We start from the raw sequence: 18080 nt of genomic DNA, 5'->3' as shown, positions 1-18080 counted from the left end.
TTATGGAAGAACAACAACAAGCTCAAGCTGCTGCCGGTGCCAAGAAGCGGGTGCCGGTGCCTTCGGAGAAACTGAAGGCTCTGCAAGCGGCCATGGATAAAATCGAGAAGAGTTACGGTCGCGGCGCCATCATGAAACTGGGCGACGACTCGGTCGAAGAGGTGGCCGTGATTCCCACCGGCTCTATTGCGCTGAATGCGGCGCTGGGTGTGGGCGGTTATCCGCGCGGACGTGTCATCGAGATTTACGGTCCCGAGTCGTCGGGTAAAACCACGCTGGCCATCCACGCCATTGCCGAGGCCCAGAAGGCGGGTGGTATCGCCGCCATTATCGATGCCGAGCACGCTTTCGACCGCTTCTATGCCGAGAAGCTGGGTGTGGATGTGGAGAACCTGTGGATTTCGCAGCCCGATAGCGGTGAGCAGGCTCTCGAGATTGCCGACCAGCTGATACGTTCGTCGGCGGTCGATATTGTGGTCATCGACTCGGTAGCGGCTCTGACACCGAAGGCCGAACTCGAGGGCGATATGGGCGACTCGAAGATGGGTCTGCAGGCCCGCCTGATGTCGCAGGCCCTGCGTAAGCTCACGGCCACCATCAGCAAAACCAACACGACCTGTATCTTCATCAACCAGTTGCGCGACAAGATCGGGGTGATGTTTGGCAACCCCGAGACGACGACGGGTGGTAACGCCCTGAAGTTCTACGCCTCGGTGCGCCTCGATATTCGCCGCATCAGCCAGCTGAAGGATGGCGACGAGGTAATCGGTAACCAGACTCGTGTGAAGGTGGTGAAGAACAAGGTGGCACCTCCCTTCCGCAAAGCCGAGTTCGACATCATGTTTGGCGAGGGTATCTCGCGCTCGGGCGAAATTATCGACCTGGGTGTCGACAAGGGCATCATCAAGAAGAGCGGTTCGTGGTTCAGCTACGGCGATACCAAACTGGGGCAGGGCCGCGATGCCGCCAAGAAGTGCGTAGAGGACAATCCCGAACTGGCCGACGAGCTCGAAGCCGCCATCATGGAGGCATTGAAGCCGGCCAAGTAGGCAGGGACGAATTGGAACGAATAGAAGCGAGGAGCGAGTCGGGGGGATGTCACCCGGGCTCGCTCCTCGTTTAGTATAGGGGGTGGATGGTCAATAGCATTGCATCTCGAACTGAATCTGGCCGAAGTCGCCGCGTTCCAGATCGTGCCGTCTGATGTAGAAGTAGAGGCTGCCGCAGTCGCCGAAGGAGATGTCGACCTCGGGCTCTTCGATACAGTTGAGTTGCAGCAGCAGTACCCATTCGCGAGCCGACTCGGTCGTATAGCTCTCGGGCTTGTCGCCCCGGGTTCTCGACTCGCACACCTCGGCGATGCCGTTCTGGATGAGTTGGGCATAGCCCAGCATCTGGCCTGCCGATTCGGGGTGGGTGTAACCCCAGCTCTCAAGCCGCTTCTCGATGAGGTCCCAATCGGTGTAGGCATAGGTGTTTTGGTCGTATCCCATGAGGCTGTAATAGTCGTCCCAGCCGGGAGCCGAAGGTTGATTGCCGAACCGGAGCCCCATCTCGTAGAGGCGTTGAGCCTCGGCCAGTTGGTCGGGATATTCGGTCGGGGTGAGCTCGGCCGCCGGGGTGGGGGTGTAGAGCAGTTTGGCCCCTTTGCTGTTGAGCCACGGCTGGTTGATGAGGTCGTAGAAGAGGTAGAACATGCCCTCGTGCGGCAGCCGGTTGTCGGTGTCGTAGGGAGCCAGCTCTTCGCAGTTGATTTGCAGGAGGAAGGGCAAAGCTGTCTCGTTGCCGTATTCATCGGTGTAGTGAGGCCATTTCCATTTCGGCGGCAGGGCGGGACGGCCTCCGAATTTGGATTGCCAGGGCGATACCTGACTTGTTTTATCGAAATCGAAGAAGATGCCGTTGCAGGCCAGAGACTCGAGTTGCTCCCTCAGGGAGTGTTCTTTTTCGGCTTCCGATTGAGGGGAGTCGTTGCGGTTGCGCTTGAAGAGGCGTTGCCAGAAGTTTTTGGTGTCGTCCATGGTGAAGATACGGGTTATACGATAAGACACAAATGCCCGAACTTACACATAGTAGGTTCGGGCATCGATATGAAAGTGTGTTATAAATCTCTGGATTATTTCGCCGGAGTTCCCTGAGCTGGAGCTTGTTCGGCCGGGGCCTGTTGAGCGGGAGCAGCGGTGTTGTCGCCGGCAGCCGGAGTCTCGAAACCGGGGAGAGCAGCAGGGGCTTCGGTGTTTACGATGTCTTTGATTTCCGAACCGGAAGTGGTTTGGCTATTGTGCGAAACAAATACAGTGGCAATGCTTAAAACCATGATTACCACGGCGAGAGTCCAAGTGGCTTTCTCTACGAAGTCGGTTGTTTTGCGAACACCCATAATCTGGTTTGATGATGCGAAATTAGAGGCAAGACCCCCTCCTTTTGATTTCTGTACCAATACAATGCCTATCATCAGCACCGATGCCAAGATGATAAAGACGGTTAATACTACTGACATTTTCTGTTATTCTGTTTTTATGTTAATAATCAATTTTTCCAAAAATCTTATTTGGTCTGCAAAGTAAATATTTTTTTCTGGATATTTCAAACTTAATTTTTTAATTATTTGCAATGCTTTTTCATATCGCCGCTGTTTGATGTAGATTTTGGCCAGGCTTTCGGTGAAGAAGGTGTCGTCGGCAGCCGGTTCAGAGGGGACGGTTTGCGGGGTATTCTCGCGTTCGGCCGGGCTCTTGCGGGCAGGCGCCGGGGCGGGAGCCGGTTCGCTCTTGTGCTCCGGGGAAGGCTTGGGTACCTCGACGGTGGGTTGTATCGATTGAGCCGATTGTACGGCGGGTTGCGGGTCGTCTTGCTGCAACAGTCTCATGTAGTCGGTCTGGGCGATGATGTTGCCCGAGATGAGGCGGTCGAGGCTCTCTTCGGTAGGGAGTTTACCCCCTTTCTGGTAGGTACCCAGGAAGAGGTCGATGGCCTGCATGGTGGTGTCGGTGCGCGGGGCTTTGGAGTAGAGGTCGGCAAACGACTCGCCCTCGATGCCGAGCACACTCTCGAGGTGTTCGCCCGGGCTGGCGTGAAGCAGAGCCTGTTGTATGCGTCGCTCGTCGGGCATGGCGCCGGGCGTGTATTTGAGGTAGAGCAGTTGTGGAATGGCAAAGTAGGGGTAGTCGGCGGCCATTTGGTCGGCGTCGGCCCGGGCGATGGGTTGGTCGCACACGCCATTCAGCAGATTGCGTATTTGTTCGCGGGTGATCATGGCATTACCAGTTGGCTACGGTGGCGTTGAAAATCTGGTCCACCAGTTCGTCGGTGATTTGTTGTATCAGTTCGTCCTGAACATCGGTCAGCATCTGGGTACTCGAGAAGTCCTTGTACCCCGAGAAGGTCTGGTTGTCGATGTTGAATTGCGGATCTTTGGTGTTGGTGAAGCGCACCCGCACGGCAATGGTGAGCCGCGTTTGCGAGGCGTAGGCGTTTTCGGTTACGGCCTGCGGGGTGAGGTCGTAGTTGGTGATTTCGCCCTCGAGCTGCAGGTCGCCGCCGCTGCTGACAATCTGCAGCCGCGTCTGGCGCGTGTAGGCGTTCTTCAGCGAGTTGGTGAAGAGCTCCTCGAGAGGGGGATAGACCAGCGCTGCCTTGATGGGGAAGTTGGCAATCGAGATGGTCTTGGTGGTGTCGTAGTTGATCGAGGCCCCGTTGAACTTGTAGGAGATGCTGCAAGAGGTGAGGGCCACGAGCAGTATGGCGATGAAGCGTTTCATAGGCATGTATATACTATTCCAGATTGTATTCCTTGATTTTGCGGTAGAGGGTCCGTTCCGAGATTTTCAGCTCCTCGGCCGTCTTTTTCCGTTTTCCGTGGTTGCGCATGAGCGCCTTGCGGATAGTCTCGCGCTCGGTATCCTCGAGGGTGGTGGGCTGTTCCTCCACATACTCGGCTTCGTTGGGGATAACCTCGCCCTCGGTCTCGTCGATGGTTTTGCCCTTGGAGGCCGGGACGTGTACCGGTACGGCCGTGGTAATGGGAGCGAGAGCCATGGAGCGGGCCACGGTCACCGATTGGGGCGAGGGGGTGAAGTGCGCCTGTCCCTGAGCGGCCTTGGTGAGCTCTTCGACCTTGGCGTGCAGGTCGGCCAGCTCCTTCTGCATCTCGAACAGCGTCTTGTAGAGCATCTTGCGCTCCTTCTCGAAGAAGGTGTGGTCTTGCTCGCCGGGAGTGGCTGTCTGGCGGGCGGGCAGTTTCTCGATGTTGTATTGCGGCAGATAGCCCTGCAGGGTGGCGCCGTCGACTTCGCGGTTGGTCTCGAAGATGGAGATCTGCTCGGTGATGTTCTTCAGCTGGCGCACGTTGCCCGGCCAGCGGTAGTTGAGCAGCACGTTGCGGGCGTCGTCGGTGAGCTGGATGACCGGCATGCGGTACCGCTCGGCGAAGTCGGTCGAGAATTTGCGGAAGAGCAGCAGGATGTCGTCGGCCCGTTCGCGCAAGGGGGGAATCTCGATGTGTATGGTGCTGAGCCGGTAGTAGAGGTCTTCGCGGAATTTCCCCTCGGATACGGCCTTGACCATGTCGAGGTTGGTGGCAGCCACGATGCGCACGTTGGTCTTCAGTACGGTCGACGAACCCACCTTGAGAAACTCGCCGCTCTCGAGTACACGCAGCAGGCGGGCCTGTGTGGTGAGGGGCAGTTCGCCCACCTCGTCGAGGAAGATGGTGCCGCCGTCGGCCTCCTCGAAATATCCCTTGCGGGCCGAGAGGGCACCGGTGAAGGCTCCCTTTTCGTGACCGAAGAGCTCGGAGTCGATGGTACCTTCGGGTATGGCACCGCAGTTGACGGCTATGTATTTGCCGTGTTTGCGGGAACTGTTGGCATGGATTATCTGCGGGAAGAACTCTTTGCCGGCACCGCTCTCGCCGGTGATGAGCACGGCCAGGTCGATGGGTGCAATTTGCAGCGCCCGGGTGATGGCCCGTATCAGACCGGGGGCATTACCGATGATACCGAACCGCTGTTTGGTTTGCTGTACGTCTGCGGGAATCATAACTGCTGAATCTTTTAGGGTCGAGATAGCGCGGAGACGACACGTTCTCCCGCTCCTGTTTCACGGAGTGGGTTGGCGTCTCGTTGCCTGCTATCCCCTACAAAGATAGTGAAAGGAGAGCGGAGAATAAAATATCGAAACTTGTTTTCAGATATTTTTTATCCCGAACCGCATCCTGTTTTCCCATCGATACCGAAAAAACGGGTGTAGGTGGTGTGTTTTAGCGCTGGCTTTTCAGTTTTCTCAGCTTGTCGGTCTCGTGCCGCAGGAATGCTCCCAGCTCTTCGGTGGTACGGTATTGGGCCAAGGTCTCGGGCTGAATGATGTTGCCGATAGAGATGTGTATGGTCTGGTGTTCCTTCTTGAATACCTCGGCCGGTAGCCGCAAGGCTCTCAATTGCCAGCTTATCAATCCCAGCAGGTTGTAGAACAGGGAGTTGTGTCCGTGAAAAAAGACGGGAATCACCGGCTTCTTGATTTGCTGGATGAGGCGTATGATGTTGGGTTGCCACTCCCGGTCTTCAATCTTGAGGCTCCACTTGAGGCGCGACACGGCACCGGCGGGGAAGAATCCGAGAGGATGGCCGTTTTTGGCTTGCAAGAGAGCTTCGCGTATGCCGTTGAGCGAGACGTAACGTCGCTCAGGGTTGGAGTAGGGGTCTACGGCAATGAAGTTGTCGGACATGGCCTTGATGTAGTTGAGTATCCAGTTGACCATCACCTTATAGTCGGGGCGGCGAGCCGCAATCAGTTTGATGATGATGACTCCGTCGAGAGCACCGAACGGGTGGTTCGATATGGTGACAAACGAGCCTTCGGGCAGGTGGTCGAGCACCTCTTCGTTGTCGACCTTGCAGGTGATGTCCAAATCGTCGATGATGGCGTTGACAAAATCGGCTCCTCTCAAATCGCAGTGGCGTCCGTAGAGGGCATTGATATCGTCGAGTTTACAGATTTTGGCTAATCGTTGGAGTATTTTGCCCCCTCTCTCGTTGTTCAACTGGGGGACGATTTCCTGTAAATCGGAGATATCTAATATGCTTCTTTTCATTTTTGAGTTTATGTCGGTTAAATCTTGGTCTCAATCGCGTGGACAAAAATATATATAATAACGATTGAAATACACAAAAGTATGCAAAATTTTTCGTCTCAGCCCCTTTTAGGTCGAGAGCATATAGCTTATGCTCATGTAGATGAGCATGCCTATGATGTCGTTGGTAATGGTGATAAAGGGGCCTGTGGCAATGGCCGGGTCTATCTTGAACCGCTCGAGGGTGAGGGGCACGAGAGTACCGAATATCGAGGCGAATATCACGACGGCAAATAGCGAGAGCGACACCGATACGGTGGTGGCCATGTTGTCGAGGAAAAACCAGTTGTAGACGAAAACCAGCAGCGAAATCATGCAGGCGTTGATGAGGGCTACGCCCAGCTCCTTGAACAGTTGTTTGCCGGCCGTCTTCATGTCGAGCTTGCCGTTGGCCAGGCCCTGCACGACGATGGCCGATGACTGGATGCCCACGTTGCCGCCCGTGCCACCGATGAGGGGGATGAAGAGGGCGGTGGCGGGGTTGCGGGCGATGTTGGCCTCGAAGTTGCCCAGAATCACTGAGTTGGCCAGACCGCCGAACATGCCGATGAGCAGCCACGGCAGGCGGGCCGCCGTCTGGGTGAAGACGGTATCGTTCGACTCGACGTCTTGCGAAAGACCCGATGCCAACTGGTATTCACGCTCCGACTGTTCGCGCACCTCGTCCATCACGTCGTCGACGGTAATCTGCCCCACCAGCCGCCCGATGCTGTCGATTACGGGAACGGCCACCAGGTCGTACTTTTCGAAGGTGACGGCCACCTCTTCGATGGGGGTGTCGGTCTTGACCGATACGGGGTCTTTGCGCATGACGTGCTTGATCTTGGAGGCCGACGGGTTGGTAATCATCTTCTTGAGGGGAAAGACGCCTTTGAGCCGGTCGTCGTCGTCGACCACGTAGACGTAGTAGAGTTCGCCCAACTCCTCGGCCTGGATGCGCATCTGTTTCACGCACTCGGGCATGCTCCAGTTTTCGTTCACGACCACCATCTCGGTACCCATGAGACCGCCGGCGGTATCTTCGTCGTACTTCAACAGGTCTACGATGTCGCCGGCCTGCTCCACGTCGTCGATGTGCGAGAGAATCTCTTCCTGGGCATCCTCGTCCATCTCGCGGATGAGGTCTACGGCGTCGTCGGAGTCCATGTAGTCGATGAACTGCTTGGCAATCACCTCACTGGGCAGTTGCTTGAGCATCTTCTTGCGGTCGTCCTCGTCGAGTTCGAGCAGTACGTCGGCCGCCTTTTCGCCGTCGAGCAGCATGTATATGTACTCGGCCTCGTCGAGGTTGAGCTGCTGGTACAGCTCGGCGATGTCGGCGGGGTGCAGCTCCTTGAGCAGTTCGCGAGCCTTGTCTTTCTCGTCGTTCTTGATGATTTGCTGGACGTTCTGTATATATTCGGGCGTAAACTTTTCCATGTCTCAGCCTCCTTGGGTTTGAATCCGGAACAGGGTGGAAGGCCGACGGTATTCCGGCAGGTTGTTTATGGGATGATATAACTCTCTAACAGGTTGGTGAGGGCGATGAACCGCTCGACCGACAGCCGCTCGGGGCGTTCGTCGAAGATGGGGTCGGACAGGACTTCGCACTCTTTCCCGACCAGGCTTCTCAGTGAGTTGCGCATGGTCTTTCGCCGTTGGTTGAAGGCGGTCTTGACAATCTGTTTGAAGAGCCGTTCGTTACACCCCAGTTGCTCGACCTGGTTGCGGGTCATCCTGATGACCGCCGACTTGACTTTGGGCGGGGGATTGAACACGTGCTCGGGAACGGTGAAGAGATATTCTATATCGTACCAGGCCTGCAGCAACACGCTCAGTATCCCGTAGGTCTTGCTGCCGGGAGGGGCGGCCATGCGTTCGGCCACCTCTTTCTGAATCATGCCGCTGCAACAGGGTATGCGGTCTTTATAGTCGAGAATCTTGAAAAATATCTGGCTCGAGATGTTGTAGGGATAGTTGCCGATGACGCAGAAGGGGCCTTCGTAGAGTTGGGCCAGGTCGAGCTTGAGAAAGTCTTTGGCGACAATACGGTCGCGCAGCTCGGGAAAGTGCTCCTGCAGGTATTCGACCGACTCGGGGTCGAGCTCGACCACCGTGAGGTCGTGGCCTTTGTCCAGCAGAAACCGGGTGAGGACTCCCATGCCGGGCCCCACCTCGAGCACGGGCATGCCTTTGTAGCTGGCCAGGGTGTCGGCAATCGCCTCGGCTATGCTCAAGTCGGTGAGAAAATGCTGTCCCAGCGATTTCTTGGGTTTGACCATGTAGCTCATGAAGGTTCCGGTTTCAGTTGTGAGTCAATAAAATATTTACAGCGGAGATTTTTCAGGCCTCCGTTCGCTACAAAGTTGGAGATAAACCTTTATCTTTGCAGCATACAAAGGTATAACAAATTTTTAAAACGGGAAAATTGAAAAGGATAATCCGCGATATTGTAAAATATCTGCTTCCTCTGCTCTGCGGCGTATGGTTGTTCTGGTATGTCTACCAGCAACTCGATGTAGAGACCATACTCCAGATTCTTAAAACCGATGTAAACTATACTTGGGTTGTCCTCTCGATGGGGGTGGCCGTTTTCAGTCATATAGCCCGGGCCTTGCGCTGGCGTTTGCAGCTGCGCGCGCTGCATATAGAGCCGTCGATGCGTGTCCTCATCAATGCCATCTTCGGCATGTATGCCATGAACCTGCTCTTCCCCCGCCTGGGCGAGGTGTGGCGCTGCGGCTATGTGGCCCAGCGCGAGAAGGCGTCGTTCAGCAAGGTGCTGGGGTCGATGGTGTCGGACCGCCTCTCCGATACGGTGATGGTGGCGTTGCTCACGCTGCTGGTCTTTTTCATGCAGATGAAGCCGTTTATCCGGTTTCTCGACGAGAACCCTTCGATCGAGGCGGGGGTGACAAGCGTGCTCACATCGGTGTGGCTCTATGTGGGTATTGCCGTCTGCATCGGGGTGGTGATTTGGTTTTTCCGCACCAACAGCCAGAGCCGGCTGGTGCAGCGCATCAAGGGGCTGATGGCCAACGTGTGGGCCGGTTTTGCTTCGATTGTGACCATGCACGGTAAATTTCAATTCATATTCTATACCCTCTTTATTTGGTTCTGCTATTTTATGCAGTTATATTTGTGCATATTTGCCTTCCCCAGCACGTCGCATCTGACGGTGGCTGCCGTGTTGCTGCTCTATGTGTTGGGCAGTCTGGGCATGGGACTTCCCGTGCAGGGGGGTATAGGACCGTGGCACCTGGCGGTTATCGCGGGTCTGTCGTACTACGGTATCACGGGCAACGAGGCCGGCGCCTTTGCCTTTGTGGCACACGGGTCGCAAATGGTGCTGGTTGTGCTGATAGGAATATATGCCTTCATTTCGATGGCATGCGATAAGAAGAAACCCAAGGGCGAACGGGTTGTGGACGATATTGTGACGGAGATTCCCGAGTCGGATCGCCTTTGACAATTTACGGATCTATAAAATTATAACTATGGACAGCAAAATCACATCTCTTCAGCCGCAGGCTGTGTGGAAACATTTTCAGGCGATTTGTCAGATTCCCCGTCCGTCGGGACACCTCGACAAGATTACCGAGTATATCATGGGTGTAGGTCGTTCGCTGGGTTTGGAGACGATTCACGACAAGGCTGGAAATGTCATCATTCGCAAGCCGGCTACGCCCGGCATGGAGAATCGCAAGCCGGTCATTCTGCAAGGTCACATGGATATGGTGCCTCAGGCCAACAAGTCGGTGAAGCACAACTTCGAGACCGATCCTATTCTCCCCCGTGTCGACGGCGACTGGGTGACGGCTACCGAGACGACGCTGGGCGCCGACAACGGTATCGGCATCTCGTCGATTCTGGCTATTCTCGAGTCGAAAGATCTCAAGCATGGCCCCCTCGAAGCGCTCTTTACCTACGACGAGGAGACCGGCATGTATGGCGCTATCGGGCTGGAACCGGGCGAGCTGCATGGCGAAATTTTGCTGAATACCGACTCGGAGCAGGATGGCGAGCTCTACATGAGCTGTGCCGGCGGTGTGGATGTGAATATCGAGTTCCGCTACAAGGAGGAACCCTATACGCCGGCTCCCAACGAGATAGCCGTGAAGCTGACTCTGGGCGGACTGCACGGCGGCCACTCGGGTGTGGATATTCACCTGGGCCGCATGAATGCCAACAAGGAGATGTTCCGCTTCCTGAAAGAGGCGGTGTCGGAGTATGAGGCCCGCCTGGCCAGTTACAGCGGCGGTACGCTGCGCAATGCCATCCCGCGCGAAGCCGAGGCCGTGGTGACGATTCTGGCCGAGGACAAGGAGGATTTCATGGATGCCGTGAATGACTTTGCCGCTACGCTCAAGCGGGAGTATGGCTTCATCGAAGAGAACCTCTACTTTACGGCCGAGCAGACCGAACTGCCGCATTCGCTCCTGCCCGAGGAGATACAGGACGACCTCATCAACGCCATCGTGGCCTGCCACAACGGTGTGTATCGCATGATACCCGATGCCCCCGACGTGGTGGAGACCTCGTCGAACCTCTCGATTGTGCGTACCTCCGAAGGGTATATCGAGGTGAAGATTCTCGTGCGCAGCTCGAGCGAGAGCATGAAACGGGCTTTGGCTTCGGAGTTGGAGAGCACCTTCTCGCTGGCTGGTGCCCGGGTCGATTTCGATGGTGCCTATCCCGGTTGGGAACCCAACTTCAAATCGCAGATTCTGAACCTGATGAAACGGCTCTACCCGCAGGTAACCGGGCGTGAGGCTCAAGTGAAGATGATGCACGCCGGTCTCGAGTGCGGTATTATCGGTGCCAACTATCCGGGCCTCGACATGATTTCGTTCGGCCCCACCATCAAGCACCCGCATTCGCCCAACGAGAAGGTAGAAATCTCTACGGTCGAGACCTTCTGGAAGCTGTTGGTGGCTGCCTTGGAGAATATCCCGGTGAAGGAGTGAAACGATAATAAATGCTAAAAGCAGTCGATGCGGTTGCTCGCATCGACCGCTTTTTTGTTTTGAAATATATTCTTTGGTGTCAAGTGCAATCGGGGCCCGGGGCAAACGGGGCGAGGCGTGGAACCTACCGAGATAGCCTGTGGGGAGAGATTGCGAAAAACAGAATGAAATGAACGGTGAAATAAACGAGACTCAAACAGGCCGCAGCCGGGGCGAAGCCCTGCGCCGGTCGTTCCGCCGCTTCCTGTGGATTGCGGGAGTGGTGTTGGTAGTGGCCCTGGGCGCCTTTGTGTATGTGCGTTACTATTTTGTATTCGGCTCGGGTGTGAAGGCGGGTACTCTCAACTATGTAGTGAAGAAGGGCTATGTGTTCAAGACCTACGAGGGGACTCTCATCATGGAGGGATTCCGCACGGCAGGGCAAGGGTCGCTGCAGTCCAACCAGTTTGTCTTTTCGGTCGATGATGCCAATTTGGCAGATTCGCTCATGCGCATGAGCGGACGTCATGTCGAACTGAAATACAACGAGTATCTGGGAGCATTGCCCTGGAGGGGATACAGCAACTTTATCGTTGAAGAGATTCTGTCGGTGAAATAGCGCGGCTGCTACAAGCCGTCACGAGACAGGGGAGAGACTGGCTGCAGACCTCTTGACGAGAGGCCGCGCGACGGCTCTCTCTTCTTTTTTTTATTCCTTTATATCTTCGAAGTCGATATACTCGCCCTCCGAACTGTCAATCTTCTTTTTCCCTTTCTTGGTACTGGTATACCAGGTCGTGGAGCGTTCGCCCTGTGAGCGGCTGCTCTGTTCCTGCCGGCCGAAGGTATTGCCAGCCCCCTCTTTTCTCCCGAAGAATATGCGGGATATAAAGCGTACGACCAGTTGGATGAGAGCCAAGAGGGGCACAAAGAAGATAATAAAGAGTATAATCAGAAGCAAAAATGCCAAGTGCATAATCGATACATATTAGGTTTATATCCCAGTAGGAACAAAAATCGTTCCGTTTTTGTTTTTATCGTTTGCGGGCTGTCAGCAGCGACAAGACGATATACAGGCCTATGGTGGCGGCAAGACCTGACAAACCGAAGAAAATGAGGCAGATTGCCGCAACGGCGATGATGAGGTAGCGCAGGTAGTTCTCTTTCCACTTCAGGTTTTTGAACTTGAGCGAGAACATGGGAATCTCCGATACCAGCAACAGCGAGAAGATGATGACCAGCGCCACGATGGCGTAGCCGCATACGGGGCTCTCCATGCGCAGCACGGCCTGGCAGATACCTATCCAGAAGAGGGCGTTGGCCGGTACGGGCAGCCCGATGAACGAGGTAGTCTGGCGGGTATCGATGTTGAACTTGGCCAACCGCAGTGCCGAAAATACCGGGATGAGCAGCGCGCTCAATGCCCACCACGACTGGTATTCGGCCATGCCGTGGAATGTGCTGTTGTAGGCCATCAAGTGCATCACCATCAGACCTGGAGCCAGCCCGAAACTGATGAGGTCGGCCAGCGAATCGAGCTCTTTACCCAACGGAGAGTAGGCGTGCAGCAACCGGGCGGCCATGCCGTCGAGAAAATCGAAGAGGGCCGACAACCCTATGCACAAGGCAACCCAATCGTATTGGCCCTGAAATGCAAAAATGCAGGCGAAGCATCCCGAGAGCAGATTCAGGCAGGTGATGGAGTTGGGTATATTTTTGACAATTGCGTTCATGATTGCTTATTTTAGGCGGGCTATTTCGGTTAAATCGCCTGTAGTCTTGTCGTTCAGTTTCACCTTGATGTCGCTGTCGAGCGGCAGGTAGAGGTCGACACGCGAGCCGAACTTGATGAAGCCCATGTGCTCGTCTATCTGGCACGAGTCGCCCACCTCGGCATAAGTGACGATGCGGCGAGCTACGGCTCCGGCAATCTGGCGAACCAGCACCTCTTGTCCGTTTTCGGCCTTGATGACGATGGTCGAGCGTTCGTTCTCGGTGCTTGATTTGGGCAGATAGGCCGCCATGAACCGGCCCTGTTGATGACTCACGTGGAGCACTTCGCCGGCTACGGGGAACCAGTTGGCGTGCACATTGAGTATATTCATGAAGATGGATACCTGCATGCGTTTGTCGTGGAAATACTCATCTTCGAGCACCTCTTCGAGTACGACTACCACACCGTCGGCCGGAGCCACCACTACATTTTTACGGTCACCTTTGAACCGACGCTTCGGAGAGCGGAAGAAGTTGACAACCAGCAGGAAAAACACAATCGAGACTACATGCACAAAAATCGCTATCCAGGCGATTTTTACCCACATGTAGATAGGTATGTTCAAAATAAGCAGGACTACAAACAGTAAGAGTAATATGTTTTTACCTTCTCGGTGTATTTTCATTTTCATTTTTTTACTCGATTTAGATGCAGCGGGCAAAGGTAATAGTTATTTGTGGAAAGACCAAGATAATGACTGTTTTTTGCTTCTTCGGGAATTGAAGAGAATAATTTACAGGAGTAGTTGTATGGGTGATTTTAATTCGCGAAACGTATTTTCCGGGCGATAAGTTTGTAAATGTCGATATTTTTTATTTATATTGCATAAGAGAGAATCTCTTGTTGTACAAAGCGAAAAACACCAGCCGTATGGAGACAGATAAAGGGGGTTATGGGGACATCTATATTTTCCGGGAAGAGTTGGATTTCATGATGCGGGTTATCCTCGACTCGCCACAGATGGAGACAGGGGGTAACCTGTTCGGCTACTGGACTGCCGAGGGCGATGCCGTGGTGGTGTATGTGCTGGGGCCGGGGCCGAAATCGGTGCGCCGGTTTACCAGTTTCGTCCAGGATGCCGATTATCTGCAACGCCATGTCGACCTGCTGTCGCGGGAGCATCGGTTGTCGCACATCGGGGTGTGGCATTCGCATCACGGGCTGGGTCTTTCGCATCCGAGCGGAGGCGACGTGCAGTCGATACACGAGGGTATGTATGCCGACGGTCTGTCGCGTTGCGTGCTGGCCATCGGGGTATGTGTGCGGCAGAGGGCCTCGGCCAACGCTTTCTCGTTTGTGAATCTGCACCATCGGGTGACGATGGAGCAGCGCCCGTGGCTGGTCGTGCCGGGCGAGGGGCCGGTACGGGCCCGTTACGATGCAGCCCACGGCGACAGTCTGATTTTCCCGTTTACCTCCGTAGCCGTATATGGCGAGATGAATGCCCGGGGCGCGCAGCAGGCTCCTGCCGCGGGGCAGGTGACTTTCGAGCGCGGCTTTTGGCTGAACGACCGGGCGAACCGCCTGCAACTGAAGCAGATTGTGGCTTACATACAGGGGCGCTATGCCGATGCGAGACTGCTGAAGGTCGACGACGAGACCATCGAGGTGCGATTCGAAGTGCCCGGCCGGGCCTCGTGGCGATTGGTATTCGGCCCGGATTTCCCGGTGAGGGCCCCTTATGTGGTGCGCTATCAGGAGGGGGAGACTTCGTCGTGGAATCTGGGAGCTTTGGGGCGGCCCGGGGCCCCTCTCTGGAGTCCGCTGTCCGATGGGATAGCCCCGTCAGTGATTAACCGTTTAAAAGATTTATCGATATGACAAACGAAAGGTACCAAATCGAGTTGGGCGTGTTGCAAAACTCGACCATCAAACCCAAACAATACCGGTTTATGGATATGAATACATCGCATCCCTATCTGGCGGTAGCCATCCAGACTAACTCCCTGCGGTGTTACGTGGTGAAGATCGACCTCTCGGACAACTACCCCTACAATATCCCGAAGGTGTTCATCACCAGCCCTAAACCCCTGCTGACCCGCTCGGGCGGCAGTATGCTCTCGCCCAGCCACAGCATGCACACGCTGGCCGGCGAGAATGGTTGTGTGCGGGTATGTCACTACGGCCATGCCGACTGGGCCCCCAACCGCATCACCCTCTACCAGATTATCATCAAGGTGCGCATCTGGCTCGAGATGTACGAGTGCCACCTGAAAACGGGGCGTACCCTCGACGAATTTCTGAAGGGGGCGGCCTATTGAACCTGTTGAAAATGAATTGTAAAACCGATAAAAAAGAGTAATTATGGGACTGTTTGACAAAAAGAAAACCGACGATTGTGTAGATTTGGGCGAAGCTCTGGCGCAGACCAACAGCGGACGCCGCGAAGTGGAACTGGTAATCGGCGACGATGGTGAACTGGAGGCGATGACTCCGGCCGAGGCCGAACGCAGCGGGAAGGAGAAGGTGGGCACGACCATCGGCACGAAACCCTACTATGCCAACTGACCGGGTATGGAACCGATTGTTTATCTCTATCAGAATCATCTGCAGGAGTTCTGGAACAGCGGGCAGGCGCAGTGTTTCGGGGCTGCCTTCGAGTGGAAGGGCGAGCAGGTGTACCACGTCTACCTCAAGTACCCGCAGGTGGCCCCTACGGGCTACTCGATGCCCTGCCTCTTCAGAGTGGTAGACCAGGCGGGGTATGAGCGGGCCGACGACGAGGCGGCTGCCGTCTATCGCGATTTGCCGTCCGAAGCCCGGCGGGTGCCGGTGGTGATTGTGTGCATCCGGGTCGAGGCCGACAACCGGGTGAAGTCGCGTGCCTTTATCGTCGATGGCGAGCAACAGGTCGAGGCTGCCGTGAAGTATGTGCCCCGCCGCAGCGAGCTCTATACCCGCAGCAAAGGGTTGCTCGAGGTGGGGGCTCTGGAGGAGAAGAAGGTGCTGATTGTGGGGCTCGGGAGCGGTGGTGCTCCTATTGCCGTCGAGCTGGCCAAGGCCGGGGTGGGGCATTTCATCCTCATCGACTTCGACCGCATAGAACTGCACAACATTTCGCGCCACATTTGCGGCGTGAACGAGTTGGGGCGTCTCAAGGTCAACGCCGTGAAAGATGCCATCCTGCTGAAGAACCCCTATGCGCAGGTCGAGACCCTGGCCATCGACATCAACCGGCACCTCGACGAGCTCGAGCGGTGTATTGCCGAGAGCGACCTCACCATCGTGGCTACCGACGAGTATGCCAGCCGCTACAACATCAACGCCCGGCTGGTGAAGCTGGGCAAGGTGGGGCTGTTCGGCCGGGCCGTTACCCGGGCCGAAGGGGGCGATATTCTGCGGGTGCGGCCGGGCGGACCCTGTTACGCCTGCCTCACGGGAAATCCCATCTATCACCAGAACGACGAGATTACCGATGTGCGCCGGGCCCGCGAGCTGGGCATCATCCCGGCCTACGTGTCCGACGAAGATGCCAATGCCATGGTGCAGGTGGGGCTGTCGACCGACATCGCTCCCATCAACAACATGATGGTGAAGCTGGCCCTCAACGAACTGTCGAGGGGTATCGAGTGCGGCATCTCGTCGCTGCTCGAGGAGCTCACCTACGACTACTACATCTGGGCCAACCGGCGCGACTACCAGTTTGCCAACTGGGCCCCGTTCAACAACAACCCCAAGCGTCACCTCACCATCCTGCGCTGGTATGGCGTGAAGTTGAAAAAGGATGCTGAGTGTATGGAGTGCAGACAATAGGAATCCATGGGCAAGCATCGCATCATAACCCTGCGCAACGGCACCCGGGTAGACATGTCGACCGGCGAAATCATTTCGCAAGGCCGCCCCGATTACATACACCGTCCCCAACGCACCTTCTGGGAGCGGGTGGGCGACGGGGTGCGCCGGGTATTCAGTTTCCTCTGGTCGGTCGTTGCCTTCATTCTGGCAGCTATTGTCTTCGTCTGGCGGGCCATGGGGTATATCATCATGTTCGGGGGGCTTCTGGGAGTGGTCGTGACATTCATCTCGGCATGGATAAGCGACGGTTTCCTGTCGGCGCTGGTGGTGGGATTCATTGCATTTATCGTGTGGTCGATTGCCGTGGGGATAGCCAGCAAGCTGGGTATGATCGACGGTTAGTCTTGCCGTGCAGAGCAGACGGGTCGGCCGGTGCGGACCGGCCGTTTGCGTATAAAAGAGCGGGTTATGTTTGTCTTTGCGGTGGCTTTGCACTATCTTTGCACGACAAAATTGCAAAAATAGAAAACGTATGCGCCAACCTTCTCACAAACGGCCAGTCCGTCGGTTTTCCGACAAGGATGTCAAGCACTACACCGTCGAGCACGACGACACGTTGCTCAACTACCTGTATACGCTCTTCGGCGACAAGAGCCGCACTACGGTCAAGTCGTATCTGGTCCATCGCCAGGTCGCGGTGAACGATATGCCGGTGACCCAGTTCGACACGCTACTGCATGCCGGCGACGAGTTGAAAATCAACTTCAAGGCCGGGTTTAGCGTGTTCAAGCACAACCGCCTGCGGCTGGTCTATGAAGATGAGTATATCCTGGTCATCGACAAGGGCTACGGCTTGCTGTCGATGTCGACCGAGCGCATCAAGACCGGCACGGCATACAGCATCTTGAGCGACTATGTGAAGTCGCAGAACCCCGAAAACAGACTCTTCATCGTACACCGGCTCGACCGCGACACCTCGGGGCTGATGATGTTTGCCAAGAGCAAAGGCATACAGGAGCAGATGCAGCACAACTGGCACAACATGGTGCTCGAGCGCAAGTATGTGGCTGTGGTCGAGGGTCAGATGGAACAGCCCGAGGGGATGGTGCGGTCGTATCTGGCCGAGAATTCGGCCTATCAGGTCTACTCGACCGACAATCCCGAGGAGGGGCAGTTGGCCATTACCCGCTACAAGGTGTTGAGCAGCAACAAGCATTTCTCGCTGGTAGAGCTCAACTTGGCTACCGGACGCAAGAATCAGATACGTGTGCACATGCACGACCTGGGTCACAGCATTGCCGGCGACCGCAAGTATGGCGCTCACGGCAGCCCGTTGGGTCGGGTGGCTCTGCATGCCTACAAGTTGCGCTTTGCCCACCCGGTTACCCGCAAGGAGATGAATTTCGAGACTCCCATACCGCCCCGTTTCCTCTCGATTACGGCAGGCTCGGGCGTGCAGGATACCGAAAAGAAATAGTGTCGGCGCGGGTTGAAAAATCGGTAGAGCGGTTGGCTT

At 55.8% G+C, this 18080-nt stretch carries 21 protein-coding genes; 10 read left to right on the top strand and 11 right to left on the bottom strand.

Annotation, left to right across the window (positions count from 1 at the left end):
• The first annotated feature begins 2 nt into the window (after nt 1-2).
• Nucleotides 3-1049 carry a recombinase RecA gene (gene recA / locus B5F38_RS04720; RefSeq protein WP_087408155.1) on the top strand — a complete coding sequence of 349 codons (1047 nt, stop codon included), beginning with the start codon at nt 3-5 and terminating at the stop codon, nt 1047-1049.
• A 90-nt stretch (nt 1050-1139) separates the two neighbouring features.
• Here recA and B5F38_RS04715 read toward each other — a convergent pair whose 3' ends face one another.
• The 8 genes from B5F38_RS04715 to rsmA all read right to left on the bottom strand — a co-directional run bounded on the left by B5F38_RS04715 (nt 1140) and on the right by rsmA (nt 8400).
• Complete coding sequence (locus tag B5F38_RS04715; RefSeq protein ID WP_143240908.1) at nt 1140-2051, bottom strand: YwqG family protein; 912 nt, start codon at nt 2049-2051, stop codon at nt 1140-1142.
• Between the two features lie 65 nt (nt 2052-2116).
• Nucleotides 2117-2500 (bottom strand): preprotein translocase subunit SecG, encoded by a 384-nt coding sequence (gene secG, locus B5F38_RS04710; RefSeq protein WP_087408153.1) that lies wholly within the window; start codon nt 2498-2500, stop codon nt 2117-2119.
• 6 nt (nt 2501-2506) lie between these two features.
• A complete protein-coding gene (locus tag B5F38_RS04705; RefSeq protein WP_087408152.1) occupies nt 2507-3256 on the bottom strand; it encodes a hypothetical protein in 750 nt (249 codons plus the stop codon).
• Nucleotides 3257-3260: 4 nt separating this feature from the next.
• The gene (locus tag B5F38_RS04700; RefSeq protein WP_087408287.1) at nt 3261-3761 is read right to left on the bottom strand and encodes an LptE family protein; all 501 of its coding nucleotides are present in this window, start codon (nt 3759-3761) and stop codon (nt 3261-3263) included.
• 13 nt (nt 3762-3774) lie between these two features.
• A complete protein-coding gene (locus B5F38_RS04695; RefSeq protein WP_087408151.1) occupies nt 3775-5040 on the bottom strand; it encodes a sigma-54 dependent transcriptional regulator in 1266 nt (421 codons plus the stop codon).
• Between the two features lie 220 nt (nt 5041-5260).
• Nucleotides 5261-6091, bottom strand: coding sequence for a lysophospholipid acyltransferase family protein (locus tag B5F38_RS04690; RefSeq protein WP_143240907.1), 831 nt, complete (start codon nt 6089-6091; stop codon nt 5261-5263).
• A gap of 108 nt (nt 6092-6199) precedes the next feature.
• Nucleotides 6200-7549: a magnesium transporter gene (gene mgtE, locus B5F38_RS04685; protein ID WP_087408149.1), complete on the bottom strand. Its 1350-nt coding sequence runs from the start codon at nt 7547-7549 to the stop codon at nt 6200-6202.
• Nucleotides 7550-7614: 65 nt separating this feature from the next.
• The gene (gene rsmA / locus B5F38_RS04680; protein ID WP_087408148.1) at nt 7615-8400 is read right to left on the bottom strand and encodes a 16S rRNA (adenine(1518)-N(6)/adenine(1519)-N(6))-dimethyltransferase RsmA; all 786 of its coding nucleotides are present in this window, start codon (nt 8398-8400) and stop codon (nt 7615-7617) included.
• A gap of 137 nt (nt 8401-8537) precedes the next feature.
• On the opposite strand from rsmA, the gene B5F38_RS04675 reads away from it, so the two are divergent.
• The 3 genes from B5F38_RS04675 (at nt 8538) to B5F38_RS04665 (ending at nt 11674) form a co-directional block, all read left to right on the top strand.
• Entirely contained in the window at nt 8538-9578 is a 1041-nt protein-coding gene (locus tag B5F38_RS04675; RefSeq protein WP_087408147.1) for a lysylphosphatidylglycerol synthase transmembrane domain-containing protein, read from the top strand.
• Nucleotides 9579-9606: 28 nt separating this feature from the next.
• Nucleotides 9607-11076 carry an aminoacyl-histidine dipeptidase gene (locus B5F38_RS04670; protein ID WP_087408146.1) on the top strand — a complete coding sequence of 490 codons (1470 nt, stop codon included), beginning with the start codon at nt 9607-9609 and terminating at the stop codon, nt 11074-11076.
• Nucleotides 11077-11245: 169 nt separating this feature from the next.
• Nucleotides 11246-11674 carry a hypothetical protein gene (locus tag B5F38_RS04665; RefSeq protein ID WP_087408145.1) on the top strand — a complete coding sequence of 143 codons (429 nt, stop codon included), beginning with the start codon at nt 11246-11248 and terminating at the stop codon, nt 11672-11674.
• Nucleotides 11675-11764: 90 nt separating this feature from the next.
• Here the strand turns inward: B5F38_RS04665 and B5F38_RS04660 are convergent, their stop codons facing one another.
• From B5F38_RS04660 to B5F38_RS04650, 3 genes are read right to left on the bottom strand one after another with little or no spacing between them, the layout of a single operon-like run.
• Nucleotides 11765-12031, bottom strand: a complete 267-nt coding sequence (locus B5F38_RS04660; RefSeq protein WP_087408144.1) for a DUF4834 family protein — start codon at nt 12029-12031, stop codon at nt 11765-11767.
• Nucleotides 12032-12089: 58 nt separating this feature from the next.
• The gene (gene pssA, locus B5F38_RS04655; protein ID WP_206422477.1) at nt 12090-12791 is read right to left on the bottom strand and encodes a CDP-diacylglycerol--serine O-phosphatidyltransferase; all 702 of its coding nucleotides are present in this window, start codon (nt 12789-12791) and stop codon (nt 12090-12092) included.
• Nucleotides 12792-12794: 3 nt separating this feature from the next.
• Nucleotides 12795-13454: a phosphatidylserine decarboxylase family protein gene (locus B5F38_RS04650; RefSeq protein ID WP_087408286.1), complete on the bottom strand. Its 660-nt coding sequence runs from the start codon at nt 13452-13454 to the stop codon at nt 12795-12797.
• A gap of 245 nt (nt 13455-13699) precedes the next feature.
• Here B5F38_RS04650 and B5F38_RS04645 point away from each other — a divergent pair, with 245 nt between their 5' ends.
• The 6 genes from B5F38_RS04645 (at nt 13700) to B5F38_RS04620 (ending at nt 18041) form a co-directional block, all read left to right on the top strand.
• Complete coding sequence (locus B5F38_RS04645) at nt 13700-14650, top strand: Mov34/MPN/PAD-1 family protein (RefSeq protein ID WP_087408142.1); 951 nt, start codon at nt 13700-13702, stop codon at nt 14648-14650.
• Entirely contained in the window at nt 14647-15090 is a 444-nt protein-coding gene (locus tag B5F38_RS04640) for a hypothetical protein (RefSeq protein ID WP_087408141.1), read from the top strand. Before B5F38_RS04645 ends, B5F38_RS04640 begins: the two co-directional genes overlap by 4 nt.
• A 43-nt stretch (nt 15091-15133) precedes the next feature.
• Entirely contained in the window at nt 15134-15337 is a 204-nt protein-coding gene (locus B5F38_RS04635) for a hypothetical protein (RefSeq protein WP_087408140.1), read from the top strand.
• Nucleotides 15338-15343: 6 nt separating this feature from the next.
• Nucleotides 15344-16582: a ThiF family adenylyltransferase gene (locus tag B5F38_RS04630; protein WP_087408139.1), complete on the top strand. Its 1239-nt coding sequence runs from the start codon at nt 15344-15346 to the stop codon at nt 16580-16582.
• Nucleotides 16583-16588: 6 nt separating this feature from the next.
• Nucleotides 16589-16966 carry a hypothetical protein gene (locus B5F38_RS04625; protein ID WP_087408138.1) on the top strand — a complete coding sequence of 126 codons (378 nt, stop codon included), beginning with the start codon at nt 16589-16591 and terminating at the stop codon, nt 16964-16966.
• A gap of 130 nt (nt 16967-17096) precedes the next feature.
• On the top strand, nt 17097-18041 hold the full coding sequence (locus tag B5F38_RS04620) for an RluA family pseudouridine synthase (RefSeq protein WP_087408137.1): 945 nt from the start codon (nt 17097-17099) through the stop codon (nt 18039-18041).
• Nucleotides 18042-18080: the final 39 nt, after the last annotated feature.

This window comes from Barnesiella sp. An22 (assembly GCF_002159975.1).
Classification (GTDB): domain Bacteria; phylum Bacteroidota; class Bacteroidia; order Bacteroidales; family Barnesiellaceae; genus Barnesiella; species Barnesiella merdigallinarum.
This window is presented reverse-complemented; position numbering and strand designations above follow the sequence as displayed.

Bases quoted from the DNA above. Each gene is read 5' to 3' on its own strand.
- recA (WP_087408155.1), top strand. From the start codon at position 3: ATGGAAGAACAACAACAAGCTCAAGCTGCTGCCGGTGCCAAGAAGCGG.
- secG (WP_087408153.1), bottom strand. From the start codon at position 2,500: ATGTCAGTAGTATTAACCGTCTTTATCATCTTGGCATCGGTGCTGATG.
- B5F38_RS04705 (WP_087408152.1), bottom strand. From the start codon at position 3,256: ATGATCACCCGCGAACAAATACGCAATCTGCTGAATGGCGTGTGCGAC.
- B5F38_RS04700 (WP_087408287.1), bottom strand. From the start codon at position 3,761: ATGAAACGCTTCATCGCCATACTGCTCGTGGCCCTCACCTCTTGCAGC.
- B5F38_RS04695 (WP_087408151.1), bottom strand. From the start codon at position 5,040: ATGATTCCCGCAGACGTACAGCAAACCAAACAGCGGTTCGGTATCATC.
- B5F38_RS04690 (WP_143240907.1), bottom strand. From the start codon at position 6,091: ATGAAAAGAAGCATATTAGATATCTCCGATTTACAGGAAATCGTCCCC.
- mgtE (WP_087408149.1), bottom strand. From the start codon at position 7,549: ATGGAAAAGTTTACGCCCGAATATATACAGAACGTCCAGCAAATCATC.
- rsmA (WP_087408148.1), bottom strand. From the start codon at position 8,400: ATGAGCTACATGGTCAAACCCAAGAAATCGCTGGGACAGCATTTTCTC.
- B5F38_RS04670 (WP_087408146.1), top strand. From the start codon at position 9,607: ATGGACAGCAAAATCACATCTCTTCAGCCGCAGGCTGTGTGGAAACAT.
- B5F38_RS04665 (WP_087408145.1), top strand. From the start codon at position 11,246: ATGAACGGTGAAATAAACGAGACTCAAACAGGCCGCAGCCGGGGCGAA.
- B5F38_RS04660 (WP_087408144.1), bottom strand. From the start codon at position 12,031: ATGCACTTGGCATTTTTGCTTCTGATTATACTCTTTATTATCTTCTTT.
- B5F38_RS04650 (WP_087408286.1), bottom strand. From the start codon at position 13,454: ATGAAAATACACCGAGAAGGTAAAAACATATTACTCTTACTGTTTGTA.
- B5F38_RS04645 (WP_087408142.1), top strand. From the start codon at position 13,700: ATGGAGACAGATAAAGGGGGTTATGGGGACATCTATATTTTCCGGGAA.
- B5F38_RS04640 (WP_087408141.1), top strand. From the start codon at position 14,647: ATGACAAACGAAAGGTACCAAATCGAGTTGGGCGTGTTGCAAAACTCG.
- B5F38_RS04635 (WP_087408140.1), top strand. From the start codon at position 15,134: ATGGGACTGTTTGACAAAAAGAAAACCGACGATTGTGTAGATTTGGGC.
- B5F38_RS04630 (WP_087408139.1), top strand. From the start codon at position 15,344: ATGGAACCGATTGTTTATCTCTATCAGAATCATCTGCAGGAGTTCTGG.
- B5F38_RS04625 (WP_087408138.1), top strand. From the start codon at position 16,589: ATGGGCAAGCATCGCATCATAACCCTGCGCAACGGCACCCGGGTAGAC.
- B5F38_RS04620 (WP_087408137.1), top strand. From the start codon at position 17,097: ATGCGCCAACCTTCTCACAAACGGCCAGTCCGTCGGTTTTCCGACAAG.